This window comes from Stenotrophomonas sp. JC08 (assembly GCF_052180205.1).
Taxonomy (GTDB): domain Bacteria; phylum Pseudomonadota; class Gammaproteobacteria; order Xanthomonadales; family Xanthomonadaceae; genus Stenotrophomonas.
The window spans coordinates 1,234,393-1,259,567 of the sequence record NZ_CP197473.1 but is presented as its reverse complement, the minus strand read 5'-3'; the positions used below and the strand labels follow the sequence as shown (position 1 = coordinate 1,259,567).

Genomic DNA, 25,175 nt, shown 5'->3' with positions numbered 1-25,175 from the left:
CCCAGCCGGGCATGCGCGAGCCTGCGGCGGATTGCCGCCAGTGGGCGCCCGTTTCGCCCTGCAGGTTGAGAAGCAGGCCCGCCGTCGCCATAAAGGGAATTCCCGTCCTGCCAGCAAGCAACCGTCATGAGCGAGCTTCCCCACGTATTCGACGCCACCACTGAAACCTTCGAAGCCGAGGTCCTGCAGAAATCCCTGCAGACCCCCGTGCTGGTGGATTTCTGGGCCACCTGGTGCGGTCCGTGCAAGACGCTGGGACCGATGCTGGAAAAGCTGGCCGGCGAGTACAACGGCGCCTTCGAACTGGCCAAGGTCGACGTGGACAAGGAACAGCAGGTCGCCGCCGCGTTCCAGATCCGCTCGGTCCCGACGGTGTTCCTGATCAAGAACGGAGAGATCGTCGACGGTTTCCCCGGCGCGATGCCCGAGGGCCAGCTGCGCGAATTCCTGACCCAGCACGGCGTAACACCGCTGGAGGCGCCGGCCGACGCCGGGAGTGCCGAGCCCGCGCCACTGGATCCGCAGGCCCAGGTCGCCGCGCTGCGCGACGCGGTTGCCGCCGAGCCGGAAAAGGACGAGCTGAAGCTGGACCTGGCGCTGGCGCTGCTCAAAACCGGCGATTCGGGTGAGGCCGGGCAACTGCTCGACGCCCTGCCCGCCAACCTCTCAACCGATGACCGTGCGGTGCGCGCCCGTGCCCGCCTGGACTTCGGCAATGCCCTGCAGGGGGCGCCGGCAGCCGACGCACTGGCCGCCCGCGTGCACAACGATGGCAGCGACCTGGAAGCCCGCTACCAACTCGGTATCCACCACCTGCTCGGTGGCGAGGATGAAGCCGCGCTGGAGCAGTTCATCGAAATGCTGCGCATCGACCGCGGCTTCCGTGAAGGCCTGCCGCGAAAGGCCCTGATCGACGCCTTCCGCGTGATCGAGGACGAGGATCTGGTGGGCCGTTATCGCCGCAGGATGTCCTCGCTGCTGTTCTGAAGTCAGCCAAGGTTCAGGATCGTGAAATGGAAACTGGTGGACAATGTGATGGCGATCAAGTCCTGATCGCCTCGCGGCATTCACCGCGATAACAGGGGGACAAGGGGATCACGGCATCATTACCGGGCACCGCTTCCCCTTTGCCCAGGATTCCAGCGTCCGTGACACGTGTTCAACAGCGTCTGTCGTGCCTCCGCTTCATGCTGCCCCGGCTTGCCCTGGCCATGACCCTGTTCCTGCCCTGTCTGGCCGCAGCGGCACAGGACTGGACCTACCGCGTGCGCCCCGGCGATACGCTGTGGGACCTGGGCGGGCGCTACCTCAAGCCCAGCATCAGCTGGCACCAGTTGCAGGCACACAATACGGTCGGTGACCCGTACCAGCTGCCACCGGGCCGTGTCCTCAAGTTCCCGATTGCCTGGCTGCGCGTGGAGCCGGCGCCGGCACGCGTGCTGGCGGTGCGGGGTGAAGTCCAGGTCAGTGGCCCGTCCAGCACCCATCGCACGGTGAGCACGGGCATGCAACTGCCGATCGGCAGCCAGATCAGCACCGGTGCCGATGCGAGCGTGACGCTGGCCTTTGCCGACGATTCGCACCTGTTGCTGCGCGAGAACTCGCAGCTGCTGCTGGACCAGCTCAGCACCTACGGGGCCACCGGCATGGTGGATACCCGCCTGCGCCTGCAGCGTGGCCGCAGCAGCAACCGCGTGACCCCGGCGCGCGGGCCGGCCTCGCGCTACATCATCACCGCCCCCACCGCGACCAGCAGCGTGCGCGGCACGGTGTTCCGGGTCAGTGCCGGTGGCGGGCAGTCCGTGGCCAGCACCGAGGTGGTCGAAGGCCGCGTGCAGGTGGACAACCGCGGTGGCCGGCAGATGGTCGACCCTGGCCACGCCACACTGAGCCGCAGCGCGGAACTCGCCCCCAGCCCGAGCCAGGCGCTGCTGCCGGCCCCGGCCTTCGACGAAGCACGTACCCACATCAAGGCGCTGCCGCTGCTCGCCGGCTGGCAGCCGGTGGCTGGCGCGGCGGGCTATCGCGTGGAAGTGGTGCGCGCCGATGCCCCTGACGTGCTGCTGTTCGCCCGTGACCTGGCCAACACCCGGGTGGTGATCGACGCCCTGCCGGCGGGCGCATTGCGCCTGCTGGTCCGGGCCGTCGATGCCGATGGCGTCGAGGGCCTGGACGGCAACCGCGACTTCCTGCTCCCCGATGGCCCCGAGCCGCCACTGACACTGTCGCCGCAGCACGGGCAGACACTGCACCAGCTGCGCCCGCGGTTCGAGTGGGCGCAGGTGGCGCAGGCCGATGGCAGCGTGGTCCAGGTCGCCAGCGAGCCCCTGTTCCTGCAACCATTGGTGGAACAGACGACCCGGAGCACCCATCTGCGCACCGCCGATTCCCTGCCCGCCGGTGACTATTTCTGGCGCGTCGCCTCCGTCGATGCCCAGGGCACGCGTGGCCGCTTCGGCCAGGCGCTGCCGCTGTCGCTCAGTGACGCGCCGGTCGATCCGCAACTGCAGCCGGCGCCGGAAGGTCGCCAGCTCACCCTGCGCTGGCAGGCCGCCGCCGAAGCCAGCCGCTACCGCGTGCAGGTGAGCCGCAACGCCGACTTCGAACGCCTGCTGCTCGATGCCGAGGTGGATGCACCCGAGGCCTCGCTCAAGCGACCGCTGCGCGGCGGCACCCTGTACGTCCGCGTGCAGACCATCGCCGGGGACGGCTATGCCGGTCCGTTCTCGGCCCCGCAGCAAGTCAAGCTGCCCTGCCCGCTCTGCTATGGCGCCGGCGCAGGGGCCCTGCTGTTGCTGCTGGCTTTATGAGGCCATTGCGGCTGCCGTGGCACCAACGCCTGCTGCTCGCCGTCACACTCGGCGCGCTGACCGGCCTTTCCTGCCACTTCCGCCTGTTCTGGCAGCCGGACGAAAGCATCTACGACAACCTCGTCGGCCAATGGGACTACCCCGCCGACCCGCGCCTGGCCATCGTCGCCATCGATGACCGCAGCCTGCAGCAGCTCGGCCAATGGCCGTGGCCGCGCAGCACCCATGCACAGCTGATCGACCGCCTGCAGGACGCAGGCGTCCGGCGCATTGCACTGGACCTGATGTTCCCCGAACCCGACCGCAAGGACAGCCGCCAGGATGCGCAGCTGGCCGCGGCGATCGCTCGCAGCGGCAACGTGATCCTGCCGGTGCTGGCCTCGGCCGGCAGCGACGAGGCGGTGCCGGAGGAACTGCTGCCGGTGCCGCAGATCGCCAGCGTTGCCGCGGCGCTGGCGCATACCGACATCGAGATCGACGGCGACGGCGTGGCCCGCGGCATCTACCTCAAGGCCGGCATGGACTCCCCGCACTGGCCGGCGCTCGGCGTCGCGCTGGCCGGGAGCCCACCGCCGTTGCCGGGCCTGCGTGGTCCGGCGAACGGGGAGGCCAGCCCGTACCAATGGCGGCGCGACAACTACGTCCGCGTGCACTACGCCGGCCCGCCGGGCAGCTTCCCGCAGGTGTCCTACATCGACGTGCTCGAAGGACGCGTCCCCGCCAGCCTGCTGCATGACCGCCTGGTCATCGTCGGCATGACCGCCAGCGGCATGGCGCTGCGCCTGCTCACCCCGACCTCGCGCGAGGCATGGATGAGCGGCAGCGAGTACCAGGCCAACGTTGCCTCCATGCTGCTCACCGACCGGGCGATCGTGCCGCTGTCACCACTGCAGCAGATGCTGGCTAGCGTGGCATTGGTGCTGCTCACGACCCTGGCCGTCACCGCGCCCACCTCACGGCGCTGGCTGATCACCTGCCTGCTGCTGCCGTTGCCGCTGCTGTCCAGCCTCGTGCTGCTGCGCGGCTTCCACATCTGGTACGCGCCGGTCTGCGCGCTCAGCGCCGGACTGGTCCTGCTGCTGGGCTGGGGGCTGTGGCAGGCACGCTACTGGCGCCGCCAGGCCAACCACGACCCACTCACCGGTCTGGCCAACCGCATGCGCTTCGAGGGCATCCTGCGCCTGGAGACCGATGCCGCGCGCCGCAGTGGCAAGCCGCTGACGCTGATGCTGATCGACGTGGACCACTTCAAGGCTTACAACGACACCCACGGCCACCACCTGGGCGACCAGATGCTGCGCCAGGTTGCCCAGGCCATCGGCGACATCGCCCGGCGTCCACGCGACGTCGCCGCCCGTTTCGGTGGCGACGAGTTCGCCCTGATCCTCCCCGACACCCCGCAGGAAGGCGCGCTCGCGCTGGTGCAGCAACTGATCACCACGGTGCGGCACATGTCGCTGCCGATCGGCAAGGGCAGAACCGCCCATACCAGCGTCACGGTCGGCATCTACAGCGTGGTGCCCGATACCCACGACACCGCCTCGTCGCTGTACCAGGCTGCTGACGCAGCCTTGTACACAGCCAAGGAAGCCGGTCGCGGCGGCTACCATGCCGCCACACCGTGATCGCGGCGCCGGCCCCATACGCATGCGAATGCTAGACTCCAGGGCCCTGCCTGCCACCGTTCCATGATGAAAGCCAGCCTCTTCCGCCACGGTATCAATATGTGGCCGCCGTTCCTGTTTGCCGGCATCCATGTCACCACCATCGATGCCGGCTACCGCCACGTGCGGGTCGAGCTGCGCCAGCGGCCGTGGAACATGAATTACGTGCGCACCCATTTCGGCGGCAGCCTGTTCGCCATGACCGATCCGTTCTGGATGCTGTGCCTGCTGCAGAATCTGGGCCGCGACTATTACGTGTGGGACAAGGCTGGCGAGATCGAGTTCGTCAAACCCGGCCGCGGCGTGGTCGCCACCGAGTTCCGCGTCGACGACGCCTTGCTGGATGAGATCAAAGTCGCCACCGCGTCGGGGCACAAGCACCTGCGCTGGTTCGAGAACGACATCCTCGACGCACAGGGCGAAGTGGTCGCGCGGGTGCGCAAACAGGTCTACGTGCGCCTCAAACCCGAAGCTCGCGAAAAGCGGAACAGCGCCGCGCCGGCGTCCTCGCGTTGAAGCCGCCGCGGGGCACCTCTGCCGCGCCCGCCGCGTGCGCCTCCGCCCCGATGCGGTTACTGCGATTCCGGTCGCAATGCCTGCGGCAACGGCACCCGCACGGTGTCCACGCCCTTGTGTCGGGCATAGGACGCTGTTTCCAACGCACTGCCATCGGCCGCGACGCTGATCGGGCGATGCCGGCTGCGCAGCCCGGCGGGCAGTTCGTGCAGACGCTCAGCCAGTGGCATGGCCGCATCCGCCGTCGCGTGCTGCCGCAACCACACCACCGCCTGCAACAGCCGCAGCTGCGCGGCGACATCCTGCTGCCGTTGCCCATAGCGGGAATACGCCGGCCCGGCAATGTTGCTCAGGATGCAGCCGACCGCATTGGCCGCACACTCCAGCCGCCACACCGAGGGCACCGGCATGGCCGGCATGGGCATGTCCTCGGCAATGGCCTGCAAGGTGTCCGGCAGACAGGCATGGCCAAGCGTCTCGGCCGAACGGGCCACGCTCTTGTCACGGTTGTAGAAGAACTTCGCCGTAGCCGGCGTCGCCCACCACTCCTCTCCTGCCAGATCGAAACCGGTACGGGTCATCTCCCCGGTCAGCATGTAGCCGTCACGGATCATCGCGAACTCGCCCTGCAGGCTGGCGCAATTGCTGGCCTGCCTGGGTGACAACGGCGCCAGTGCCGTGGCGCAGCTGGTCGGCAGCGGCGTATCGACCGGCAACTCGGCCAGCACATCGGCAAACAGTTCCGCATTGGCCGTCAGCATCGCGCCGCCCACCATGCCGGTGAGCAGGTTTTCCCCGTGATCCAGCAGCATGCGCCCGATGCCGGCATCGCGGCACAGCCCCGCCAGCGCACGCGGGCTGTCGCCCTGCACGTGGGCGAGCGCATGCGCGCTCAACGGCACAAACAGCGGTTGCAGTGCCGGCACGGGAGTGGCGGCATCCAGGGGCAACGGCGAAAGGTAATGGCCGTGCGCGGCCAGCTCGTCCATGCGCGCCAGCACCGTGGCCTGCGGCAATAACGCGTCGGCCACCGCCTGCGGCTGCGCGCGTACCTGGGCCAGGCAGCCGGTTCCGTTGCGGCACAGGGCCGGATCACGCGGCAACGCCGCTTCCGCTGCACCGGCCAACTGCGGCATGGCCTGCATGGCGTCCGCGCCCCCCTCACCCCCACTTTCGATCATGCGGGCACGGAAACCGTGATACCACCTGGCATAGTCGGTGACATAGGCATCCACCCGCGCCTGCCGCTGCGCCGACGTTCCTTCCATGGCCAACGTCGCCAGGGTGGCATAGGCATTGCTGCCCGGCAGGTCGCGCGGCGCTTCCAATACCGCCAGCGCGCGTTTCTGCGCCGCCGACAGCGGCCACAGCCGTGAGGCCAGCAGGATCATCACCGCCACCAGCAAGAGGCCGACCAGCCCGCCGACCACCCGCAACAACACCTTGCCCATCAACTTTCTCCCTGATGTTGTACGGCACCCCGTGTCCCCGGCGCCGCCCCTGGATCCTGCCGCCATGATGAACAGCGGCCTGTTGCCGTTATATCCCACCCGCAGACGATTCCGCCTGTGCAGAACGGGCGCAACGCTACAATCGCCGCATGTCGCCCAATGCCACCTCCCCCGCTCCCCGTGCCTCCCTGCAACGTCTTTTCCTGACCGGCCTGCTGACCCTGCTGCCGATCTGGCTGACCTGGGTGGTCGTCAAATTCGTCTTTGTCATGTTGTCGGGCATCAGCAGCCCGCTGGTGATCCCGCTGTCCGAACGCATCGCCGCCTCCTTCCCGGACTATCTGGGCTGGGTGAAGGCCGAGTGGGTGCAGGACACCATCGCGCTGCTGGCGACGTTGCTGGTGATCCTGCTGGTGGGCATCCTCAGCCGCCGCGTGGTCGGCCAGCAGCTGCTGCGCTGGTTCGGCGCGATCATCCAGCGCATCCCCCTGGCCAGCATCATCTACGACAGCGCCAAAAAGCTGCTGGACATCCTGCAGACCAAGCCCGGCAGCACCCAGCGCGTGGTGCTGATCGACTTCCCGCACCGCGAGATGAAGTCGGTGGGCCTGGTTACCCGCGTCATCCGTGAAACCGGCACCGGTCGCGAACTGGCGGCGGTATATGTGCCGACCACGCCCAACCCGACTTCCGGCTATCTGGAGATCGTGCCGGTGGAGCTGCTGACGCCGACCGACTGGAGCGTGGACCAGGCGATGAGCTTCATCATTTCCGGCGGCGCGGTGGCACCGGAAACCATGCCGTTCACCCGCGCCGGCGAGCAGCAACCGAACCCGTCGTAAGCGGCCAGGCGGCGGAAAACCGCATCCGTTGGCAACGCAACAGCTACCTGTACCGTTGCCAGTGCCGGCACGCACGCCGCTTCACTCATGCCCCCTTCTCAGGCAAGCTCCCCCGCCTGTGTGCTTCCGGAACTGTCGATGCCCTCCCGTCTGCCACGTGCGCTCGCCCTTGCCATCGCCGCCCTGCTGATACTGCCTGCCCCCGCCCCGGCCGACGCCGCGCCAAAGAAGGCGCAGCGCACCGCCGCCACGCAGAGCCGGGGCAAACCCCGGGCAAGGCCACCCAGCGCACCGCCGCGCCGCGCCGCACCCGGTGCGTTGGCGGTCAAGCAGGACAAGGCCGCGCAGCTGAACCGCATCTACGATGAATACTGGGACGCGGCGATGCGGCTGAATCCTCTGCAGGCGACCTTCCAGGGCGACCCGCGTTTCAACGACCAGTTGCCCAATTTCCTGTCGGCGGCCTCGCGCCGGCAGGCGCACGATTTCATGCTCCAGTGGCGCGACAAGGTCGAAGCCGTCGGCAAGGACGAGCTGCAGGGCCAGGACCTGCTCAGCTACGAGATCTTCATCCGCGATGCGCAGCTGTCGCTGGCGGCCGAGCGGTATCCGGCCTGGATGCTGCCGATCAACCCCTACAACAACCTCAGCAGCCTCATCGCGGTGCTGGGCTCTGGCGCCGGCGCGCAGCCGTTCCGCACGGTGAAAGACTACGAGGACTGGTCAAAGCGTTCGCTGGGCGTGGCGGCGCTGTTCGACCAGGCCATCGCCAACATGCGCGAAGGCATGCAGGCCGGTGTGGTGCAGCCGCGTGCGTTGATGGAAAAAGTGCTGCCGCAGCTGGATGCGGTGATCAAGCCGACCGCCGAGGAAAGCATTTTCTGGGCACCGGTGCGCAACATGCCAGAGGACTTTTCCGCCGAAGACCGCGCGCGCCTCAGCGCCGAATACAAGCGCATGATCGAGTACCGGCTGATGCCGGCCTACCGCGCCCTGCGCGGCTTCATCGCCACCGAATACCTGCCCGCCACCCGTACCACCGATGGCCTGGGCGCGCTGCCCGGCGGCGAGGACTGGTATGCGCACAACATCGCCAGCAGCACCACGCTGGAAGCCTCGCCGGCAGCGATCCATACGCAGGGCGAACAGGAAGTGGCCGACCTGAAGCAGCGCATCGCCACGCTGAAAAAGACGGCGAAAATCCGCGGTTCGATGCAGAAGACCTTCACCACGATGCGTAGCGATCGCCAGTTCGTGTTCAAGGATACCGATGCGCTGCTGGCCCACTATGCCGATGTCGGCCGGCGCGTCGACGCCGCGTTGCCGGCACTGTTCAACAGCCGCCCGAAGGCTGCACTGGAGATCAGACCGGTCGAGCCGGAACGCGTGCTCACCGCCAGTTCCTCCAGCTACCAGCCCGGCAGTGCCGACGGCGAACAGCCGGGCGTTCTGTATGTCAACACCGGCGACCTGCCCTCGCGCAAACGCTGGGGCGTGGCCGTGCAGTACCTGCACGAAGGCATACCGGGGCATCACTTCCAGCTTGGCGCGCAGCAGGAACTGGCCGCACTGCCGCGTTTCCGCCGTCTCGGCGGCGATGTCGCCTTCGTCGAGGGCTGGGGCCTGTATGCCGAGTCGCTGGGCGAAGAGCTGGGCCTGTACAGCGATCCGTACGACCACCTGGGCTACCTGCAGGTCAGCTTGCTGCGCACGGTGCGGCTGGTCGCCGATACCGGGCTGCATGCGGCCGGCTGGAGCCGCCAGCAGGCGATCGACTACATGATGAAGAACGCCGACCTCAGCGCCACCGATGCCGCCGCCGAAGTGGAGCGCTTCATGGCGTTGCCGGGGCAGACGCTGGCCCCTCGCATCGGCGAGGCCCGCATCCGCCAGTTGCGCGAGAAGGCGCAGGCCGACCTCGAGGAGCGCTTCGATCCCCGCCAGTTCCACCACGAGATCCTCAAAGACGGCTCGATGCCGTTGGATATCCTGCAGGCCAAGATCGAGCGCTGGATCGCCAGCCAGAAGACCTGATTTCCCCAAGGAGCCGCCATGCGCCGCTGGATGAACCGACTCGCCCCGTTGTGCCTGCTGGCATTCTCCACCGCGGCCATGGCCGGCGCCGGCACCCCTGCGGATGCGGGCATTGACGGCCTGATGCAGCCTTACGACGGCCGCTTTCCCGGTGCCGCGGTGCTGGTGCTGAAGGACGGGCACCCGGTGTTCCGGCGCGGCTACGGGCTGGCCGTGGTTGAGGACGGCACGCCGGTTTCACCGCAGAGCAACTTCCGCCTGGCTTCGGTGAGCAAGCAGTTCACCGCCGCGGCGATCCTGCTGCTGGCCGAGAACGGCAAGCTGTCCATCGATGATCCAGTGAAACAGTGGCTGCCCAGCCTGCCGGCGGTCGCCGACACGGTCACGCTGCGACAGCTGCTCAGCCACACCAGCGGCCTGCTCGACTACGAAGACCTGATGGATCCGGCCGACACCCGCCAGGTCCACGACAGCGATGTGCTGCAGCTGCTGGAGAAAGAGAATCGCAGCTACTTCGCGCCCGGCAGCGACTACCGCTACAGCAACAGCGGCTATGCGCTGCTGGCGCTGGTGGTGGGCAAGGCATCTGGCAGCGATTTCGCCAGTTTCCTGCGCCAGCGCATCTTCCTGCCGTTGGGCATGAATAGCACCTTCGCCCATCAGGACGGCGTGGACGACGTGCCCCACCGCGCCTACGGCTACAGCTGGATCGACGGCCACTGGCAGCGCACCGACCAGAGCACCACCAGCGCGGTGCTCGGCGATGGTGGCATTTATTCTTCCATCGACGATCTGGCCAAGTGGGACGCGGCGCTGTATGACCAGCGCCTGCTGCGGCGCGAATCGCTGCAACTGGCCTTCAGCCCGGCCACGAAGACCGATGAGCCGGACGTGCCACATTACGGCTTCGGCTGGCGCATCAATGGCGATGCGCTGTGGCACAGCGGCGAGAGCATCGGCTTCCGCAATGTGATCGTGCGTTACCCCAAGCAGAAATTGACCGTGATCGTGCTGAGCAACCGCAACGATCCGGAGCCGTATCCGCTGGCCTTGGCTATCGCCCGCCGCTGGCTGGATACGGCGAGGTGAGCCTGCTGGCGGGCATCCACCACGTCGCGGTGATCGCATCCGACTTTGCACGGTCGCGAGACTTTTACGTGCGCATCCTCGGCCTGCGCGTCATTGCCGAGAACTACCGCGGCGGGCGCGACTCCTGGAAGCTGGACCTTGGCCTGCCCGATGGAGGCCAGCTGGAGCTGTTTTCCTTCCCGGCGCCACCGCCACGCCCGAGCCGGCCCGAGGCCTACGGACTGCGCCACCTGGCCTTCCGTGTAGAGGTGCTGGAGGCAGTGATCGTCCGCCTGCAACGGGAAGGCATCGTCTGCGAACCGGTCCGCGTGGATGAATACACCGGCCGCCGCTTCACCTTCTTCGCCGACCCGGACGGATTGCCGCTGGAACTGTATGAAGTCCCGCGACAGGTCGAACCCTGAAGCCCGCACAACCATGGCGCCGGGCGACCGTCGCGCACTTCCGTACCGCAGCGAATGTCGATACATTCGGTGCCATACCGGCGTCGCCGGCTGTTGAAACAGACCCTGGGAGGGGACGCATGCACAAGACCTTCAAGACCCTGTTGTTGGCCCTGCCGCTGGCCATGGCCGGCATCACCGCCGCACAGGCCGACAACGCCAGCGCCGAAGGCCGCTGGCGCCAGATCGACCCGGATACCCACCGCGCCAAGTCCATTGTCGAGATCAATCGCACCGGCAATGGCACGCTGCACGGTCGCATCATCGAACTGCTCAACCCCAGCCGCCCCAACCCGACCTGCGACAAGTGCAGCGACGACCGCAAGGGCAAGCCGATCACCGGCATGGAGATCATCCGCGGCATGCGCACCGATGGTGCCAACAAGTGGAGCGGCGGCACCATCCTCAAGCCCGACGAAGGCAAGGTGTACAAATCGAAGATGGAGCTGATCGAAGGTGGCGCCAAGCTGCAGGTTTCCGGCTGCATCGCCTTCATCTGCAAGTCGCAGGTGTGGGAACGCATCTGATCCCGGCCGCAATCTGAATAGCGCAGAAACCCGGCTCCGGCCGGGTTTCTGCATTCTCCGCCCGGGGTTTTCCGGCCTGTACAGCGCGACATGCGATAATCGGCGGTCCCCTGTACTCCCCCAACGGCCATGACCCGTACCGCGCTTGTCACCAATGCCCTGCCCTATGCCAACGGCCCGCTCCACCTCGGCCACCTGGTCGGTTACATCCAGGCCGACATCTGGGTGCGCGCACGGCGGCTGATGGGCGACAAGGTCTGGTATGTCTGCGCCGATGACACCCACGGCACACCGATCATGCTGGCCGCCGAGAAGGCCGGAGTGACCCCGGAAGCCTTTATCGCCAACATCCAGGCCAGCCATGAGCGCGATTTCGCCGCCTTCGGCGTGGACTTCGACCATTACGACTCGACCAACTCGGCCACCAACCGCAAGCTGACCGAGGCGCTGTACAACAAGCTCGATGCCGCCGGCCATATCAGCCGCCGCTCGATCGCCCAGTTCTACGATCCGGCCAAGGGCATGTTCCTGCCGGACCGCTACATCAAGGGCACCTGTCCCAAGTGCAAGTCGCCGGACCAGTACGGCGACAACTGCGAGGTCTGTGGCGCCACCTACGGCCCGACCGACCTGATCGAACCGAAGTCGGTGGTGTCCGGTGCCACCCCGGAAATGCGCGATTCGGAGCACTACTTCTTCGAAGTGGGCCGCTTCCAGGAATTCCTGCGCGGCTGGCTGGCCGGCGATGTGGCCGTGCCGGGCGTGAAGGCCAAGTTGGCCGAGTGGCTGGATGCCGAAGGCGGCCTGCGCGCGTGGGACATCTCGCGTGACGCGCCCTATTTCGGCTTCGAGATCCCCGGCGCCCCGGGCAAGTATTTCTACGTGTGGCTGGACGCGCCGATCGGCTACCTGTCCAGCTTCAAGAACCTGTGCGCGAAAACCGGCGACGACTTCGACGCGGTGCTGGCGCAGGGCAGCAACACCGAGCTGCACCACTTCATCGGCAAGGACATCGTCAACTTCCACGGCCTGTTCTGGCCGTCGGTGCTGCACGGCAGCGGCCTGCGCGCGCCGACAAAGCTGCACGTCAACGGCTACCTGACCGTGGATGGCGCCAAGATGAGCAAGTCGCGCGGCACCTTCGTGATGGCCCGCACCTATCTGGACGTGGGCCTGGCCCCGGAAGCGCTGCGCTACTACTTCGCCGCCAAGTCCTCCGGCGGTGTGGACGATCTGGACCTGAACCTGGCCGACTTCAGCGCCCGCGTGAATGCCGATCTGGTCGGCAAGTTCGTCAACCTGGCCAGCCGCTGCGCCGGCTTCATCTCCAAGCGTTTCGACGGCCAGCTGGCCGCCGCGCTGCCGGACCCGGCCCAGTACGACCGCTTCGTCGCCGCGCTGGCACCGGTGCGCGAGGCCTACGAGCGCAATGATCCGGCTGCCGCCATCCGCCTGACCATGGCGCTGGCCGACGAGGCCAACAAGTACATCGACGACCACAAGCCGTGGGTGATCGCCAAGCAGGAGGGTGCCGACGCGCAGCTGCAGGCGGTCTGCACGCAGGGCCTGAACCTGTTCCGCGTGCTGGTGGCCGCGCTCAAGCCGGTGCTGCCGACCACCGCGCAGCAGGCCGAGGGCTTCCTCAACGCGCCGATGCACGGCTGGAGTGATATCGCCCAGCCGCTCACCGCCCACACCATCGCGCCGTACGTGGCGCTGTTCACCCGTATCGACCCGAAGATGATTGACGCGATGACCGACGCCTCCAGGGACACCCTCGCCGCCCAGCCCGCCACCGAGGCCAAGCCGGCCAAGGCCGAAAAGCCCGCCACCGAGGCCAAGCCGGCCAAGGCCGAAAAGCCCGCCAAGGTTGAAGCGAAGGTGGAAGCCAAGGCCGAGGGTGAAGCGTCCACGTATATCGGCATCGACGATTTCGCCAAGCTCGACCTGCGTATCGGCAAGGTGCTCGAGTGTGGTTTCGTGGAAGGCTCGGACAAGCTGCTGCGCTTCCTGCTGGATGCCGGCGAACTGGGCCAGCGGCAGATCTTCTCCGGCATCCGCGGCAGCTATGCCGAGCCGGAAGCGCTGGTCGGCCGCAACGTGGTGTTCATCGCCAACCTGGCCCCGCGCAAGATGCGCTTTGGCCTGAGCGAAGGCATGATCCTGTCGGCCGGTTTCGATGGCGGCGCGCTGGCCCTGCTCGATGCCGACGCCGGCGCCCTGCCGGGCATGCCGGTCCGCTGATGGCCACGGGCGCGCCGACTGCGCGCCCTTTGACCGGAGAACGGCTTTGGAACTGGCGCTGTTCGATTTCGATCACACTATCACCGTCTGCGACACCTACAGCCGCTTCCTGCGGCGCGTGGCCACGCCAGAACAGCGCGCGCAGGCGTGGTGGCGGATCGGACCGTGGCTGCTGGCGTACCGCTTGAAGCTGATCTCGGCCGAACGCATCCGCCGCCGCGTCACCGCGCAGGTCTTCACCGGTCGCGATGCCGGCGAGATCACCCGGATGGCGCGCGACTATGCGCTCGAGCACCTGCCCGGCATGGTCCGGCCGCAGATGCTCGAGCAGATCCAGTGGCACAAGGCACAGGGCCACACCGTGGTCGTGGTGTCCGGCTCACTCGACCTGTACCTGCAGCACTGGTGTGACGGGCTCGGCCTGCAGATGATCTGCAACCGGCTCGAAGTGCAGGACAACCGCCTGACCGGGCGCTATGCCGATGCCGATTGCGGGCCGCGCAAGGTGGCGCATATCCGCCGACTGTTCGACCTGGGCAAGTACCAGCGCGTGCACGCCTACGGCGACAGCCGCGAAGACAAACCGATGCTGGCGCTGGCACACGAGCGCTGGTACTGCGGCAAATGCTTGACCTGAGCTCCCCTCCCGGAGACGGGGCTGGAGTACGGGCACAGAGCAGGACAAACGAATGATTACCCAACCCTCATCCGACGCTGCGCGCCACCTTCTCCCGGAGGGAGAAGGAAGGGTTGCGCTGGTCGAACGCCTCGACCGCCTGCTGCCGCAGACCCAGTGCGGCCAGTGCGGCTTTGACGGCTGCCACCCCTATGCCGAGGCGATGGCATGTGGCGAGGCAGGCGTGGACCATTGCCCGCCCGGCGGCGATGCCGGTGCGCGCGCGTTGGCGCATGTGCTGGGCGTGGCCCCGGTGCCGTTCGACCGCAGCCGTGGTGAGCACAAGCCGCCACAGGTGGCGATCATTGTCGAAGCCGACTGCATCGGCTGCACCAAATGCATCCAGGCCTGTCCGGTGGACGCCATCGTCGGCGGCGCCAAGTACATGCACACGGTACTGGCCGATCTGTGCACCGGCTGCGAGCTGTGCATTCCGCCGTGCCCGGTGGACTGCATCGAGGTGCGGGGAGTGAGCGGAGAGGAGTAAGGAGTGAGAGAAAACAGCAGCAGTTTTCACCTGTGAGGTGATGCGAGCCTCTGCCTTTGCCTGTTCTCACTCCTCACTTCACGTTTTTCACTCCTGCTGCTTACGGCACCACGGCGGTGATGACGATCTCGACCTTCCAGTCCGGCTTGGCCAGCCTGGCCTGCACGGTGGCGCGGGCGGGCGTGGCACCGGCCGGCACCCATGCTTCCCAGGCCTGGTTCATGCCGGCGAAATCGGCCATGTCGGCCAGGAAGATTTCCGCACGCAGGATGTTGGTTTTGTCGGTCACCGCCAGGCGCAGCAGCTCATCGATGGCGGCCAGCACCTGTTCGGTCTGGCCGACGATGTCGGCACTGGTGTCTTCCGGCACCTGCCCGGACAGATAGGCGACCTTGTTGAAGATGGTCATTTCCGACATGCGCGGGCCGGTATCGAAGCGCTGGATCATGGGGCTGAATCCCTGTGGTGAGAGTGGCCGTTATTGTGACCTGAACCGGAAGTTTCAGCTGGTTCTTTGCGCCCGGCGCGCCACAGCGCGAGGCTGACCAGCAGCAGCCAGCCCACCACCAGCGCGATCACCAGCTTCTGCCCCAGACCGCGCGGACTGGCGCGCCACAGCACATGCCCCCAAAGCGCGGCGAAGGTCAGCCATGCCCACCACCACGCCGGGCGATGCCAGCGGCGCCAGCGCGCGTCGCGACCGAAACACCAGGCCTGCACCAGCATCGCCACGGTCACGCACAGGAACGCCATCTGCGCCGACAACCCGTGTACCAGCGGCGCCAGCAACGGGGTATACGCCGGCAGCCAGCTGTCGCCGATCGCCACACCGGCCAGCCCCAGCCCGGCCATGCCGAACAGCGCGCCCGGCAGGCCACGACGGGCAGCCCCGCGCAGCTGCGCGTACAGGCTCCCACCTAGCAGGATCACTCCTACAGCCAGAAAGCAGTAAGCGGCGCGCAACCACAGCCCGCCGGGGCCGTGCAGGTACAGGCTGAGCGTGGCGCGCACCCAGTCCAGATCGGTGCGGACGAACTGCAGCCACGTCGCCGTGACGGCGAACAGCAACACCGCGACAAGCGCGGTCGGTGCCGCGTATCGCTTCAATCGCATGGGCAGGGAGGCAGGCAGGGGCAAGCTGATCCGGGAGCTGGCGGTGGAATGGAGTACCCGCCTATCGTCAAGACAGGCGTTGCGCTGTCAGCCTCCCTCGTCCGGATGGCGCTGCTTCCATTCAGCCAGCGCCTGCCGGTACCGGCTCACCTCTTCGGCATACAGGTCCAGCACGCACAGCGGGCAGCCGCTGTCGCAGCACTCGTTCGGACCGGGTTTCTCCGGCGGTTGCGGACGCGGGTCCGGATCAGGAAGGGGAATCACATCGGCCACAGACATCACACCGGCAGTTCATCGACCCTCATTCTAGCCAGCGGCGTCACTCATGCCGTAACCCGCCGAAGGTTGACGCGGGCCGCCGCGTCATAGCGGTCGTGGAAGAAGTCGCTGAAGAAGATGCGTGGTTGTGCCAGGACGCCTTTCAGGAATCGGCGACGGTTGAGCCGGAACAGGAAGCCGGGCACCTTGCCGCGATATTCCTCGGCGATGCCCCGGTCATAGGCGTCGAACACCGCTTCCGGTGCGCCGATGATGGCCATGTCGCTGTCCAGGAACAGCGCGGCATCGGCATCGAGTTCCTCGGCGCGCAGGCTGCCATGGCGTGCGGTCAGCTCGATCAACGCCATCACCCGGGTCACATCGACATCACGGTCGGCCAGCCAGCGCGTGATCGCCACCTGTGCCAGCTGCGCCGAACGCAGCTCGTTGTCGCTGCGCCCGGCCTCGTAGATCGCATCGTGGAACACCACCGCCAGCAGCACTTCCAGCGGCTGCTGCCAGCCGGGACCGACGGCGACATCGCGGTAGTGGTGCAGCAGCGCCTGTACATGGGCGAAGTTGTGGTACGCCCGCGGCGGTTGCGCGTAGGCGGTTTTCACCTCGGCCAGCAGCGGCGGTGGCAGTGACATCAGCAGATCGTCCATACCCGCATCTTCGCAGGCCGGCGCGTGGCTGCAAGCCTGTTACCGCACCTTGGCGCGCCTGCTCAACCCAGCTGCCAGCGCCCTTCGAGCTGGTAACGGGTCTGGCCGAGGAAGCTGCGGATCAGCATGAATTCGCGCACGAACCAGCGCAGCGGCTGCACCGGCTGCAACGGCAGACGCCGCTTGTCGTACAGCAGGGTGATATGCGGGGTGAAACGGGTGTCGGGCTTGCCGCCAACACCCAGCAGGCAGCGTGCCAGCTCGGCGTGCAGTTCATGCAGCAGTTCGGCGCCATAATCGCTGCGCAGCACGAACGGATTCTGACGGTTGCCGGCAAAGCTGCCGGCCTGGTCGAAACAGACCTCGAATTCAGGCATGCGCACCCGCGCCGCCGCCTGCTGCACCCGTGCCAGCAGGCTCGGCGGCAGGCCGGCGTAATCGCCCAGGTGATGCAGGGTGACATGCAGGCGGTCGTGCGCCAGCGGATGGCCGGCCAGGCCATGGTCCTCACGCAACCCTTCGGCCAGCTCGACAATCCGCGCGGCCGTGGCCGGGTCCGGCATCACCGCGAAGAACAGCCGCTCGGTGGGAATGTCGCTGCCAAGGCCCAGCGAAAGCTGCGCCTCGGAAGAAGGGAGATAGTTGGTCATGGTGGGACGTGAAAGGCCGGCCGGCGCGAAGCTGTCCTTGCCGCGGACAAGACTGTCTGGGGCCGCGGATACTAGCAGACCCCACCCGCAACGGCCCGGCACTGGTCAATTTTTGACCAGCCTTCGCAAGGCCGCGCCGGACAAGGCGCTGCGCCGCTTATCCACACCTTTGCCAAGTGCTGGTCCACACCCCCTGTGGATGAACGGCGTACAGCGCCATCACACATCCACAGGCATACACTGGCGGCGTCACAACCGCATCCGGGTGGTCGCCATGACCGGTTGGAATGCCCTGCTCCTGCTCACCACCACGGGCCTTGCGCCTGTGCCGCCCACTGCGCCCCTTGAAGTGCCACCCGCCGCCGAGGTGATGCGCATTCCACCGGAGCTGCAAGCGCAACTGCAGGCGCGGGTGATCCGCCCCGCCAACTCGCCGGAACAGCGCCTGCAGCGACTGGTCGAACTGGTGTTCCAGCCTGACGGACTGGCCCTGCAGCGACTGGTCGAACTGGTGTTCCAGCCTGACGGACTGGCCCTGCAGTACGACCCCGAGGCGACCTTGAGCGTGGGCGAAGTGTGGCGCCAGCGCCGCGCCAACTGCCTGTCATTCTCGCTGCTGTTCGTGGCGCTGGCGCGCGAGATCGGCGTGGAGGCGCGCCTGCAGGAAGTCGGCCAGGTGGTCACCTGGTACCAGGACCGCGGGCTGCTGTTCAACGCCGGCCACGTCAATGTCGGCATGCGCGTGCAGGGCCGCCACGCCACGCTGGACCTGGACCGCAACGTGCTCTATGACCGCCGCGGACCGCGTGCGATCTCCGACCAGCGCGCACTGGCGCACTTCTACAACAACCTCGGCGCCGACCACCTGGCCGCCCATGACCCCGCCCTGGCACGCCGGTATTTCGAAGCGTCGCTGCGGATGGAGCCGCGCTTCGTCCCGGCCTGGAACAATCTCGGCGTGCTCGACTCGCGCAGTGGCGACAACGTGGCCGCCACCCGCGATTTCGACAGGGCGCTGGCGATCGACCGCAACCACCCTTCGGCACTGTCCAATGCCAGCGCGCTGTTCATCCGGCTGGGCGACACGGCCCGCGCGGCGCCGCTGCAGAAACGGCTGGCGCAGGTGCGCAAACGCGACCCGCTGTATCAATTCATGCTGGGAACCGAAGCGGAGCATGCCGGCGACTACGCACAGGCCGTGCGCTACTACCGCGCGGCGGTGGGGCTGCACGGCAACGCCCACCAGTTCCATTTCGGGCTGGCCCGCGCCTATTTCCTCAACGGCAACAACCGCGCAGCCGGGCGGGAAATGGAACGCGCGCGGCGGCTGGCCGATACCACCGGGCAGCGCGCGCGTTACCAGGCCAAGCTGGACAGCCTGCGGCGGCTCCAGGCCCGCCGCAGCGTCCATTGAAGCGCAGGCTCAGGCCTTGCGCAGGAAACAGGTCTTCAGCACCAGTCCCTTGATCTTGTCCGAGTTGCCTTCGATGTTCTCCGGATCGTCCTCGACCAGGCGGATGTTGCGGATCACCGTGCCCTGCTTGAGCGGGATCGAGGAACCCTTGACCTTCAGGTCCTTGATGACGGTGACGGTATCGCCGGCCACCAGCACATTGCCGTTGCTGTCACGCACCACCATCACATCGGCATCGGCTTCGCCGGGCATCCATTCGTGGCCGCAGTCGGCGCAGATCCACAGCGCGCCATCGGGATAGACGTTCTCCAGCGAACACTGCGGGCAGGATGAGGTAGGCATGGCGTCTCCAGGACAGCGTGAAAGACCCGGTATTGTAGCCGCTCGGGCCCATGCCCCCCGCGCACGCCATGCGCCCGCCAGCGCTATCCACCTGAACCATGGGCCATGGCCCGCCGGGCCGCCCGTAGTAAAGTGCGCGGCCGCTTTCCGCATGACTCCGCCAGATGAAACTCGGCATCGATTTCGGCACCAGCAATTCCGCCGCTGCCGCCCATATCGACGGCACCTCCGTCCCGATCCGTTTCGGCGAGGCGCTGCAGTTCCGCACCACGGTGTATTTCCCCGGGGTGATGCGCGACCCCAGCGATTTCGAACTGACCCCGGCACTGGAGCAGCAGGTCGAGCAGCTGGTCGAATCGGCGCGCCGCGACATCCGCGCCAGCGGCATCAGCCGCCGCCCCGAACAGCTGCGTGCCGATGCGCTGCGCGTGGTGCGCCGGCAATGGATGGAAGAGCGTATCCGCGAGCCGCAAAGCTCCACCACGCTGCTGCAGAACGCGCTGTATGGCGACGAGGCACTGGAAGCCTATTTCGAGGAAAACGAAGGCAACCTGGTGCAGAGCCCCAAGTCGATGCTCGGCTACAACCTGCATCCACGCGCGCGGCAGACCATCACCGGCATTGCCACCCACATTCTCGAACACATCCGCCTGACCGCCTCGCGCCAGCTGCGGCACAACGTGCGCAGCGCCGTGCTCGGCCGGCCGGTGCAGTTCCGCAGCTCGATCGGGGCGGCCGGCAACGACCAGGCGCTGGATATCCTGCGCAGCGCGGCACTGGCCGCCGGCTTCGATGAGATCGAATTCCTCGAGGAGCCGGCCGCCGCAGCCATGCACTACCACGCGGTCAGCACGCAGCGGCATGACGCGGTGATTGTCGACGTTGGTGGCGGCACCACCGATATCGCCCATGCCAGTGTCGGCGGTGACAGCGCGCCACAGATCCACCGCGCCTGGGGCATCGCCCGCGGCGGCACCGATATCGATCTGGCACTGAGCCTGGCCGGCTACATGCCGCTGTTTGGACGCGGCATCACCCGCGTGCCCACGCACCACTACGTGGAAGCGGCAACGGTGCAGGACATGACCCGCCAGCGCGATTTCCGCCAGCACGACTACCGCGCGGTGGACGCACCCTACGGTCCGCGCCTGCAGGCATTGCAGGACACCGGCAACACCGCGCGCCTGTACCGCGCCGTGGAAGACTGCAAGATCGCGCTGAGCACGGACACACTCCACGCCAGCCCGCTGGATTTCATCGAGCCGGCACTGGTCGTGGAGACCGCCGCGCCGCAACTCGCCGGCGCCGCGCGTGGCTATCTGGATCAGCTGGAAGCACTGCTGCAACAGGTCCGCGCCGATATCGGGCCGGCACCGGCGGCAGTGTTCCTGACCGGCGGCATGTCACGTGCCGACTATATCCGGCAGGCCGCAGCAAACGTGTTCCCGGAAGCGACGCTGGTCCAGGGCGATCCCTCGTTCGGCGTCGTGCAGGGGCTGGCACTGGCGGCAAGCCGGGACTGAGCAGACATCCTCCACACCATCGCGGCCGGTATTCCCGGCTGGCGGCAGCGCTCCTGCTCATCGACAATCAGCCCGCGCCGGATAGCGCTTTCCACCGCCGCTCCAGCGCAACACGGCATCACGCCCCACAAGGATTTCCAGGATGAAGCACTACCTCCCACCCTCGCTGCAGCAGTGGTTCGAACCGATCAACACCGTGGTCGGGATCCTGCTGATCCTGCTCGTGGCCTGGTTGCTGCGCCGGCTCACGCGTCGCCTGCTGGCCCGCCTGGGCCGGCACTACACGCTGCCGGCACAGATCGAGGTGGCGATCCGGCGACTGTCCAATTTCGTCATCTGGACCGCCACCGTGCTGGCCCTGCTCAACCAGATCGGCGTCGCTCCGTCGGTGTTGTGGACGGCATTCACCGGCTTTGCCGCCGTCGGCGCGGTGGCGTTCTTCGCCGCTTGGAGCGTGCTGTCCAACATCTTCTGCACCTTCCTGATTTTCACCACCCGGCCATTCCGCCTCGGCGACTGGATCGAGCTGCTGGAAAATGGTGAAAAGCCCGGCCTGAAGGGCCAGGTCATCGACATCAACCTGATCTACACCACCCTGCAGGAAGTCGGCGCCCCTGCCGGCACCACCCTGATGCAGATCCCCAACAGCCTGTTCTTCCAGCGCGGCCTGCGCCGCTGGAAGCCCGGCAGCGAGCCGACCAGCAGCACGCCAACGCTTCCGGCGGAAGGTATTCCTGGCGCCAGCGCATACCCGGCGGCCGGTGGCTCGATGGCTGCACCCAAGGAAGATGCGTGATCGCCCGCACAACATCGGCGCCTGCGCTTTGACAGCAGGTAAGCGCACTTGCCACGCTCGCCCGCTGTTTGCCAAGGAAGTCATCAGATGAAGCCGTTGTCCCCGGTTTTGACCCCATTGCTGTTGTGCGTGCTGGTGGCCGCCATCGGCCTCACCTGCAGCGCCAGCGCGCAGGCCCGCGCCGCCGACACCCTCGCGCTGGCCACGCTTTCCAATCCCGATCCCGCCCCCGATCACGACAGCGACGCGGATCTGGACGAAATGGACGATGACGACATGTCGCTCGATGCCGACGGCAACTTCGACCCGGCCGCGCATGTGCGCCGTCAGCTCGCCCGGCAACCCGCGGCGCGCGGCAGCGGTGGCCCGCCACAGGCGTGCATGCTCAGTGGCCGCGTCACCCTCGCCGGCCACACCGAGGACATCCGTGATTGCATGGCCTCCGGCGGGCGCTACTCCAAGGCCGAATTCGAGCGTGCCTGCGAAGGGCTGGCCAACGGGCTGACCGTTGCCGGCAACGCGCCGGCGCGCATCGACTACCTGCCGCGCTGCCCCACGCCGGCACAGGGCAGCTGCCGCAATTTCATGAATTCGGGCATGGATGCGTACTACTACCAGCGCACCGACCTCACCCCGCTGCCAGCCTCCTGCGCCGGTGCGGGCGGTACCTGGGTGCCGGCCGGCTGACGCCCACACCATGCCTGCGGGGACGACCGGGCTTACCGGTTCGTCCACCGCAATGCCCTGCCCCGGAGCGCTGCGGGCGGCAGGAGCGGCTCCAGAACCCTGGCGTGATGGGCTGCTGCGTTTCATCCGCATCCGCTTTGCGCGTGCGAAAATTCCCGCACTGACCGCCCCCACCGGTCGCCGCTCCAGCTCTCGATGCCTTCTTCTCCGGTTTCCTCCTGCCCTGCCCCACAGGCCGGCGACGCTGTTCCCGTTTCCGCAATCCACGCTCCGCGCAATGACCGCCAGCGCTGGCTCAGCGTCATCGCCTTGGCGCTGGCCGCCTTTATTTTCAACACCACCGAGTTCGTCCCGGTCGGGCTGCTGAGCGATATCGGCGCCAGCTTCGGCAAGCCGATCGAGCAGGTCGGGCTGATGCTGACGATCTATGCGTGGGTGGTCGCGCTGACCTCGCTGCCGTGCATGCTGCTGACCCGCAACTTCGACCGCCGCCGTCTGCTGCTGGGCGTGTTCGCCCTGTTCATCGCCAGCCATGTGCTCTCGGGTGTGGCCTGGAGCTATCCGGTGCTGATGGCCAGCCGCATCGGCATCGCCCTGGCGCATGCGGTGTTCTGGTCGATCACCGCCTCGCTGGCGGTGCGCGTGGCACCGGAAGGCAAACGCCCGCAGGCACTGGGCCTGCTGGCCACCGGCACCTCGGTGGCGATGGTGCTGGGCATTCCGCTGGGCCGCATCGTCGGCGAATGGCTGGGCTGGCGCATCACCTTCATGGCCATCGGCGGGGTCGCGCTGCTGGTGATGCTGGTGCTGGCACGGCTGCTGCCGGCCCTGCCCAGCCAGAACAGCGGTTCGGCCAGCAGCATTCCACTGCTGCTGCGACGCCCGGCGCTGATGGCGCTGTACCTGCTGGTGATGGTGGTGGTCGCCGCACAGTTCACCGGCTACAGCTATATCGAACCGTTCGTGCAGGCCATCGGCGGCTTCGATGCGCACGTCACCACGCTGGTACTGCTGCTGTTCGGTGGCATGGGGTTTGCCGGCAGCGTGCTGTTCTCGCGCTACGGGCTGCGCTGGCCGCGCGGTTTCCTGCTGACGGCCATTGGCACCCTGGCCGCCTGCCTGTTGCTGCTGCGGCCTGGCCTGGGCAACCTGGGCGCGCTGTATCTGCTGGTCTCGATCTGGGGCGTGGCGATGATCTGCTTCTCGCTGTCGATGCAGTCCAAGGTGCTGCATCTGGCCGCGGATGCGACCGATGTGGCGATGGCGCTGTTCTCGGGCATCTTCAATATCGGCATCGGCGCCGGCGCGCTGATCGGCAGCCAGGTCAGCCTGCACCTGGGCATGCAGCACATCGGCTTGGTCGGTGGCCTGATCGCCAGCGCCGGTGGACTGTGGTGGCTGCTGGCGATGCTGCGCTGGCGCGACAGCTTCCAGCTGCGCGTGGACCCTCGCTGAGGATTGCGCCGGCAACGGCTACCGCAGCTGGCTGTCCTTGCTGCCGCGCCGGTTGTAGCCGCTGAACGCCTCGTCTTCGTCCTGCGCCTGCTGGCAGGCGACACACAATCGCACGCCGGGCACCGCCTTGCGCCGCGCCTCGGGGATCGGCGCGTCGCATTCCTCGCAGTGCTCAAGTCCAGGCCCGCTGGGCAGGCGGCTGCGGGCACGCTTGATCGCGTCCTCGACCGTCGCGTCGATCTGATCCTGAACGGCGGTATCGCCCGCCCAACCGGTGGCCATGGCTGCCGACTCCGAAGTGACCGGCCTGCAGCCTAGCGCAGTTGCTTGAACAACGGATCAACGCCGCCGCGGTTCACCACATCAGATCGTCGGGCACCTGGAACTGCGCGTAGTAGGCATCGTCCTCGGCGTTGCCGGTGGACGCCGGCGTATCGGCGCTCTGGCCGTGGTCGAGCACGATCAGGTCGGCGGCACGCTCGCGCACCTTCTCGGCAGCAACACGCGGCAACAGCTCGAAACCCTCGCCGTGACGGACGATCACCACCGCACCGTCGGCCAACTGTTTGCGCAAGCCCTCGGTAACCAGCAACGTACGGATCAGCGTGCCGTCGTTGAAACGGTATTCCTGCTCGCCGGCACGCGGCAGCTTGCGGTCGGCGATGATCTGCCGGGCCTGCGCGCGCAGTTCCTCGGCACGACGCTGGGCATTGCGCTCGGCGGCCAGCAGGCGATCGGCCTCGGCCTTCTCGGCGCGCACGCGCTCGGCCTCGCGCTGGCTCTCGGTGGGAGCCGCCGGACCTTTGCCATGGCGCGCCTTGACCTGCTCGCGCGCCACCTGCGACACCTGTGATTTCTTGACCAGCCCCGCTTTGAGCAGCTGTTCCTGCAGTGGATTCGCCTTTGCCATGTTCGTGATTCGGGTTTCGTGTTGCCGTGGCCTGCCATGATAGCGGCCAGCCCCACGCCCTGCCGACACATCGATGCACACCCTGAAGTACCTGAACGGTTATCCCGAGCACCTGCAGCAGCGCGCCCGCGAGCTGCTGGACGCCGGCAAGCTCGGCGAGGCGGTGCGCAAGCGTTACGCGCAGCCGCACACGGTGCGCAACGACCGCCAGCTCTACGACTACGTGCAGGCGCTGAAGGACCGTCACCTGCGCCAGTCGCAGCCGCTGGGCAAGGTGCTCTACGACGGCAAGCTGCAGGTGCTCAAACACGCGCTGGGCACCCACACCACCATTTCCCGCAACCACGGCGGAAAACTCAAGGCCAGCCGCGAGATCCGCATCGCCAGCGTGTTCCGCGAAGCGCCGGCCGAGTTCCTGCGGATGATCGTCGTGCATGAACTGGCGCACATGAAGGAGGCCGAGCACAACAAGGCCTTCTACCAGCTGTGCCTGCACATGGAGCCGGATTACCACCAGTACGAGTTCGATCTGCGTCTGTATCTGACCGCGCTGGAACACGAAGGCAGCTGAACCGGCCA

General features: G+C 67.2%; 27 protein-coding genes. 18 read left to right on the top strand and 9 right to left on the bottom strand.

The annotated features are described in order from the left end of the window. The first annotated feature begins 126 nt into the window (after window positions 1-126). The 4 genes from trxA to ACSBPQ_RS05715 all read left to right on the top strand — a co-directional run bounded on the left by trxA (window position 127) and on the right by ACSBPQ_RS05715 (window position 4,990). The gene (gene trxA / locus ACSBPQ_RS05730; RefSeq protein WP_442684077.1) at window positions 127-987 is read left to right on the top strand and encodes a thioredoxin; all 861 of its coding nucleotides are present in this window, start codon (window positions 127-129) and stop codon (window positions 985-987) included. A 161-nt stretch (window positions 988-1,148) separates the two neighbouring features. Then, entirely contained in the window at window positions 1,149-2,810 is a 1,662-nt protein-coding gene (locus ACSBPQ_RS05725) for a FecR domain-containing protein (RefSeq protein ID WP_442684076.1), read from the top strand. Next, the gene (locus tag ACSBPQ_RS05720) at window positions 2,807-4,435 is read left to right on the top strand and encodes a CHASE2 domain-containing protein (RefSeq protein ID WP_442684075.1); all 1,629 of its coding nucleotides are present in this window, start codon (window positions 2,807-2,809) and stop codon (window positions 4,433-4,435) included. The genes ACSBPQ_RS05725 and ACSBPQ_RS05720 overlap by 4 nt, the downstream gene beginning before the upstream one ends. A gap of 66 nt (window positions 4,436-4,501) precedes the next feature. Beyond that, window positions 4,502-4,990, top strand: coding sequence for a DUF4442 domain-containing protein (locus ACSBPQ_RS05715; protein ID WP_442684074.1), 489 nt, complete (start codon window positions 4,502-4,504; stop codon window positions 4,988-4,990). A gap of 56 nt (window positions 4,991-5,046) precedes the next feature. On the opposite strand, the gene ACSBPQ_RS05710 is transcribed toward ACSBPQ_RS05715, so the two are convergent. Further along, the gene (locus ACSBPQ_RS05710; RefSeq protein ID WP_442684073.1) at window positions 5,047-6,441 is read right to left on the bottom strand and encodes a hypothetical protein; all 1,395 of its coding nucleotides are present in this window, start codon (window positions 6,439-6,441) and stop codon (window positions 5,047-5,049) included. Between the two features lie 149 nt (window positions 6,442-6,590). Here ACSBPQ_RS05710 and ACSBPQ_RS05705 point away from each other — a divergent pair, with 149 nt between their 5' ends. The 8 genes from ACSBPQ_RS05705 to rnfB all read left to right on the top strand — a co-directional run bounded on the left by ACSBPQ_RS05705 (window position 6,591) and on the right by rnfB (window position 14,783). Then, a complete protein-coding gene (locus ACSBPQ_RS05705; RefSeq protein ID WP_442684072.1) occupies window positions 6,591-7,283 on the top strand; it encodes a DUF502 domain-containing protein in 693 nt (230 codons plus the stop codon). Between the two features lie 138 nt (window positions 7,284-7,421). After that, on the top strand, window positions 7,422-9,317 hold the full coding sequence (locus tag ACSBPQ_RS05700) for a DUF885 domain-containing protein (protein WP_442684071.1): 1,896 nt from the start codon (window positions 7,422-7,424) through the stop codon (window positions 9,315-9,317). A gap of 30 nt (window positions 9,318-9,347) precedes the next feature. Further along, window positions 9,348-10,406: a serine hydrolase domain-containing protein gene (locus ACSBPQ_RS05695; RefSeq protein ID WP_442684070.1), complete on the top strand. Its 1,059-nt coding sequence runs from the start codon at window positions 9,348-9,350 to the stop codon at window positions 10,404-10,406. Next, on the top strand, window positions 10,403-10,810 hold the full coding sequence (gene gloA2 / locus ACSBPQ_RS05690; protein ID WP_442684069.1) for an SMU1112c/YaeR family gloxylase I-like metalloprotein: 408 nt from the start codon (window positions 10,403-10,405) through the stop codon (window positions 10,808-10,810). Before ACSBPQ_RS05695 ends, gloA2 begins: the two co-directional genes overlap by 4 nt. A 119-nt stretch (window positions 10,811-10,929) precedes the next feature. Then, window positions 10,930-11,376, top strand: coding sequence for a DUF2147 domain-containing protein (locus tag ACSBPQ_RS05685; RefSeq protein WP_442684068.1), 447 nt, complete (start codon window positions 10,930-10,932; stop codon window positions 11,374-11,376). Window positions 11,377-11,505: 129 nt separating this feature from the next. Continuing rightward, window positions 11,506-13,620, top strand: a complete 2,115-nt coding sequence (gene metG, locus ACSBPQ_RS05680; protein WP_442684067.1) for a methionine--tRNA ligase — start codon at window positions 11,506-11,508, stop codon at window positions 13,618-13,620. Window positions 13,621-13,666: 46 nt separating this feature from the next. Beyond that, window positions 13,667-14,257, top strand: coding sequence for an HAD family hydrolase (locus ACSBPQ_RS05675; RefSeq protein ID WP_442684066.1), 591 nt, complete (start codon window positions 13,667-13,669; stop codon window positions 14,255-14,257). A 52-nt stretch (window positions 14,258-14,309) separates the two neighbouring features. Next, on the top strand, window positions 14,310-14,783 hold the full coding sequence (rnfB, locus tag ACSBPQ_RS05670) for an Rnf electron transport complex subunit RnfB (protein ID WP_442684065.1): 474 nt from the start codon (window positions 14,310-14,312) through the stop codon (window positions 14,781-14,783). Window positions 14,784-14,883: 100 nt separating this feature from the next. Here the strand turns inward: rnfB and ACSBPQ_RS05665 are convergent, their stop codons facing one another. The 5 genes from ACSBPQ_RS05665 to thpR all read right to left on the bottom strand — a co-directional run bounded on the left by ACSBPQ_RS05665 (window position 14,884) and on the right by thpR (window position 17,469). After that, on the bottom strand, window positions 14,884-15,231 hold the full coding sequence (locus tag ACSBPQ_RS05665) for a RidA family protein (RefSeq protein WP_442684064.1): 348 nt from the start codon (window positions 15,229-15,231) through the stop codon (window positions 14,884-14,886). Continuing rightward, window positions 15,228-15,896, bottom strand: a complete 669-nt coding sequence (locus ACSBPQ_RS05660) for a DUF998 domain-containing protein (protein ID WP_442684063.1) — start codon at window positions 15,894-15,896, stop codon at window positions 15,228-15,230. Before ACSBPQ_RS05660 ends, ACSBPQ_RS05665 begins: the two co-directional genes overlap by 4 nt. An 87-nt stretch (window positions 15,897-15,983) precedes the next feature. Next, window positions 15,984-16,175: an oxidoreductase-like domain-containing protein gene (locus ACSBPQ_RS05655; RefSeq protein WP_442684062.1), complete on the bottom strand. Its 192-nt coding sequence runs from the start codon at window positions 16,173-16,175 to the stop codon at window positions 15,984-15,986. A gap of 44 nt (window positions 16,176-16,219) precedes the next feature. Further along, window positions 16,220-16,819, bottom strand: coding sequence for an HD domain-containing protein (locus ACSBPQ_RS05650; protein WP_442684061.1), 600 nt, complete (start codon window positions 16,817-16,819; stop codon window positions 16,220-16,222). A 62-nt stretch (window positions 16,820-16,881) separates the two neighbouring features. Beyond that, window positions 16,882-17,469: an RNA 2',3'-cyclic phosphodiesterase gene (thpR, locus tag ACSBPQ_RS05645; protein ID WP_442684060.1), complete on the bottom strand. Its 588-nt coding sequence runs from the start codon at window positions 17,467-17,469 to the stop codon at window positions 16,882-16,884. A gap of 274 nt (window positions 17,470-17,743) precedes the next feature. Between thpR and ACSBPQ_RS05640 the strand changes: the two genes are divergently transcribed. Further along, window positions 17,744-18,883 (top strand): tetratricopeptide repeat protein, encoded by a 1,140-nt coding sequence (locus ACSBPQ_RS05640; protein ID WP_442684059.1) that lies wholly within the window; start codon window positions 17,744-17,746, stop codon window positions 18,881-18,883. Window positions 18,884-18,892: 9 nt separating this feature from the next. On the opposite strand, the gene ACSBPQ_RS05635 is transcribed toward ACSBPQ_RS05640, so the two are convergent. Next, a complete protein-coding gene (locus ACSBPQ_RS05635; protein WP_442684058.1) occupies window positions 18,893-19,225 on the bottom strand; it encodes a zinc ribbon domain-containing protein YjdM in 333 nt (110 codons plus the stop codon). Window positions 19,226-19,389: 164 nt separating this feature from the next. Between ACSBPQ_RS05635 and ACSBPQ_RS05630 the strand changes: the two genes are divergently transcribed. The 4 genes from ACSBPQ_RS05630 (at window position 19,390) to ACSBPQ_RS05615 (ending at window position 23,686) form a co-directional block, all read left to right on the top strand. Further along, a complete protein-coding gene (locus ACSBPQ_RS05630; protein WP_442684057.1) occupies window positions 19,390-20,748 on the top strand; it encodes an Hsp70 family protein in 1,359 nt (452 codons plus the stop codon). A gap of 142 nt (window positions 20,749-20,890) precedes the next feature. Next, window positions 20,891-21,544: a mechanosensitive ion channel domain-containing protein gene (locus ACSBPQ_RS05625; RefSeq protein ID WP_442684056.1), complete on the top strand. Its 654-nt coding sequence runs from the start codon at window positions 20,891-20,893 to the stop codon at window positions 21,542-21,544. 87 nt (window positions 21,545-21,631) lie between these two features. After that, window positions 21,632-22,231, top strand: coding sequence for a hypothetical protein (locus tag ACSBPQ_RS05620; RefSeq protein ID WP_442684055.1), 600 nt, complete (start codon window positions 21,632-21,634; stop codon window positions 22,229-22,231). A 195-nt stretch (window positions 22,232-22,426) separates the two neighbouring features. Further along, complete coding sequence (locus tag ACSBPQ_RS05615; RefSeq protein WP_442684054.1) at window positions 22,427-23,686, top strand: sugar transporter; 1,260 nt, start codon at window positions 22,427-22,429, stop codon at window positions 23,684-23,686. Window positions 23,687-23,704: 18 nt separating this feature from the next. On the opposite strand, the gene ACSBPQ_RS05610 is transcribed toward ACSBPQ_RS05615, so the two are convergent. Beyond that, window positions 23,705-23,968: a DksA/TraR family C4-type zinc finger protein gene (locus ACSBPQ_RS05610; RefSeq protein WP_442684053.1), complete on the bottom strand. Its 264-nt coding sequence runs from the start codon at window positions 23,966-23,968 to the stop codon at window positions 23,705-23,707. Window positions 23,969-24,041: 73 nt separating this feature from the next. Next, window positions 24,042-24,596 (bottom strand): DUF2058 domain-containing protein, encoded by a 555-nt coding sequence (locus ACSBPQ_RS05605; RefSeq protein WP_442684052.1) that lies wholly within the window; start codon window positions 24,594-24,596, stop codon window positions 24,042-24,044. A 73-nt stretch (window positions 24,597-24,669) separates the two neighbouring features. Here ACSBPQ_RS05605 and ACSBPQ_RS05600 point away from each other — a divergent pair, with 73 nt between their 5' ends. Then, window positions 24,670-25,167, top strand: a complete 498-nt coding sequence (locus ACSBPQ_RS05600; protein WP_442684051.1) for a M48 metallopeptidase family protein — start codon at window positions 24,670-24,672, stop codon at window positions 25,165-25,167. Window positions 25,168-25,175 lie beyond the last annotated feature (8 nt).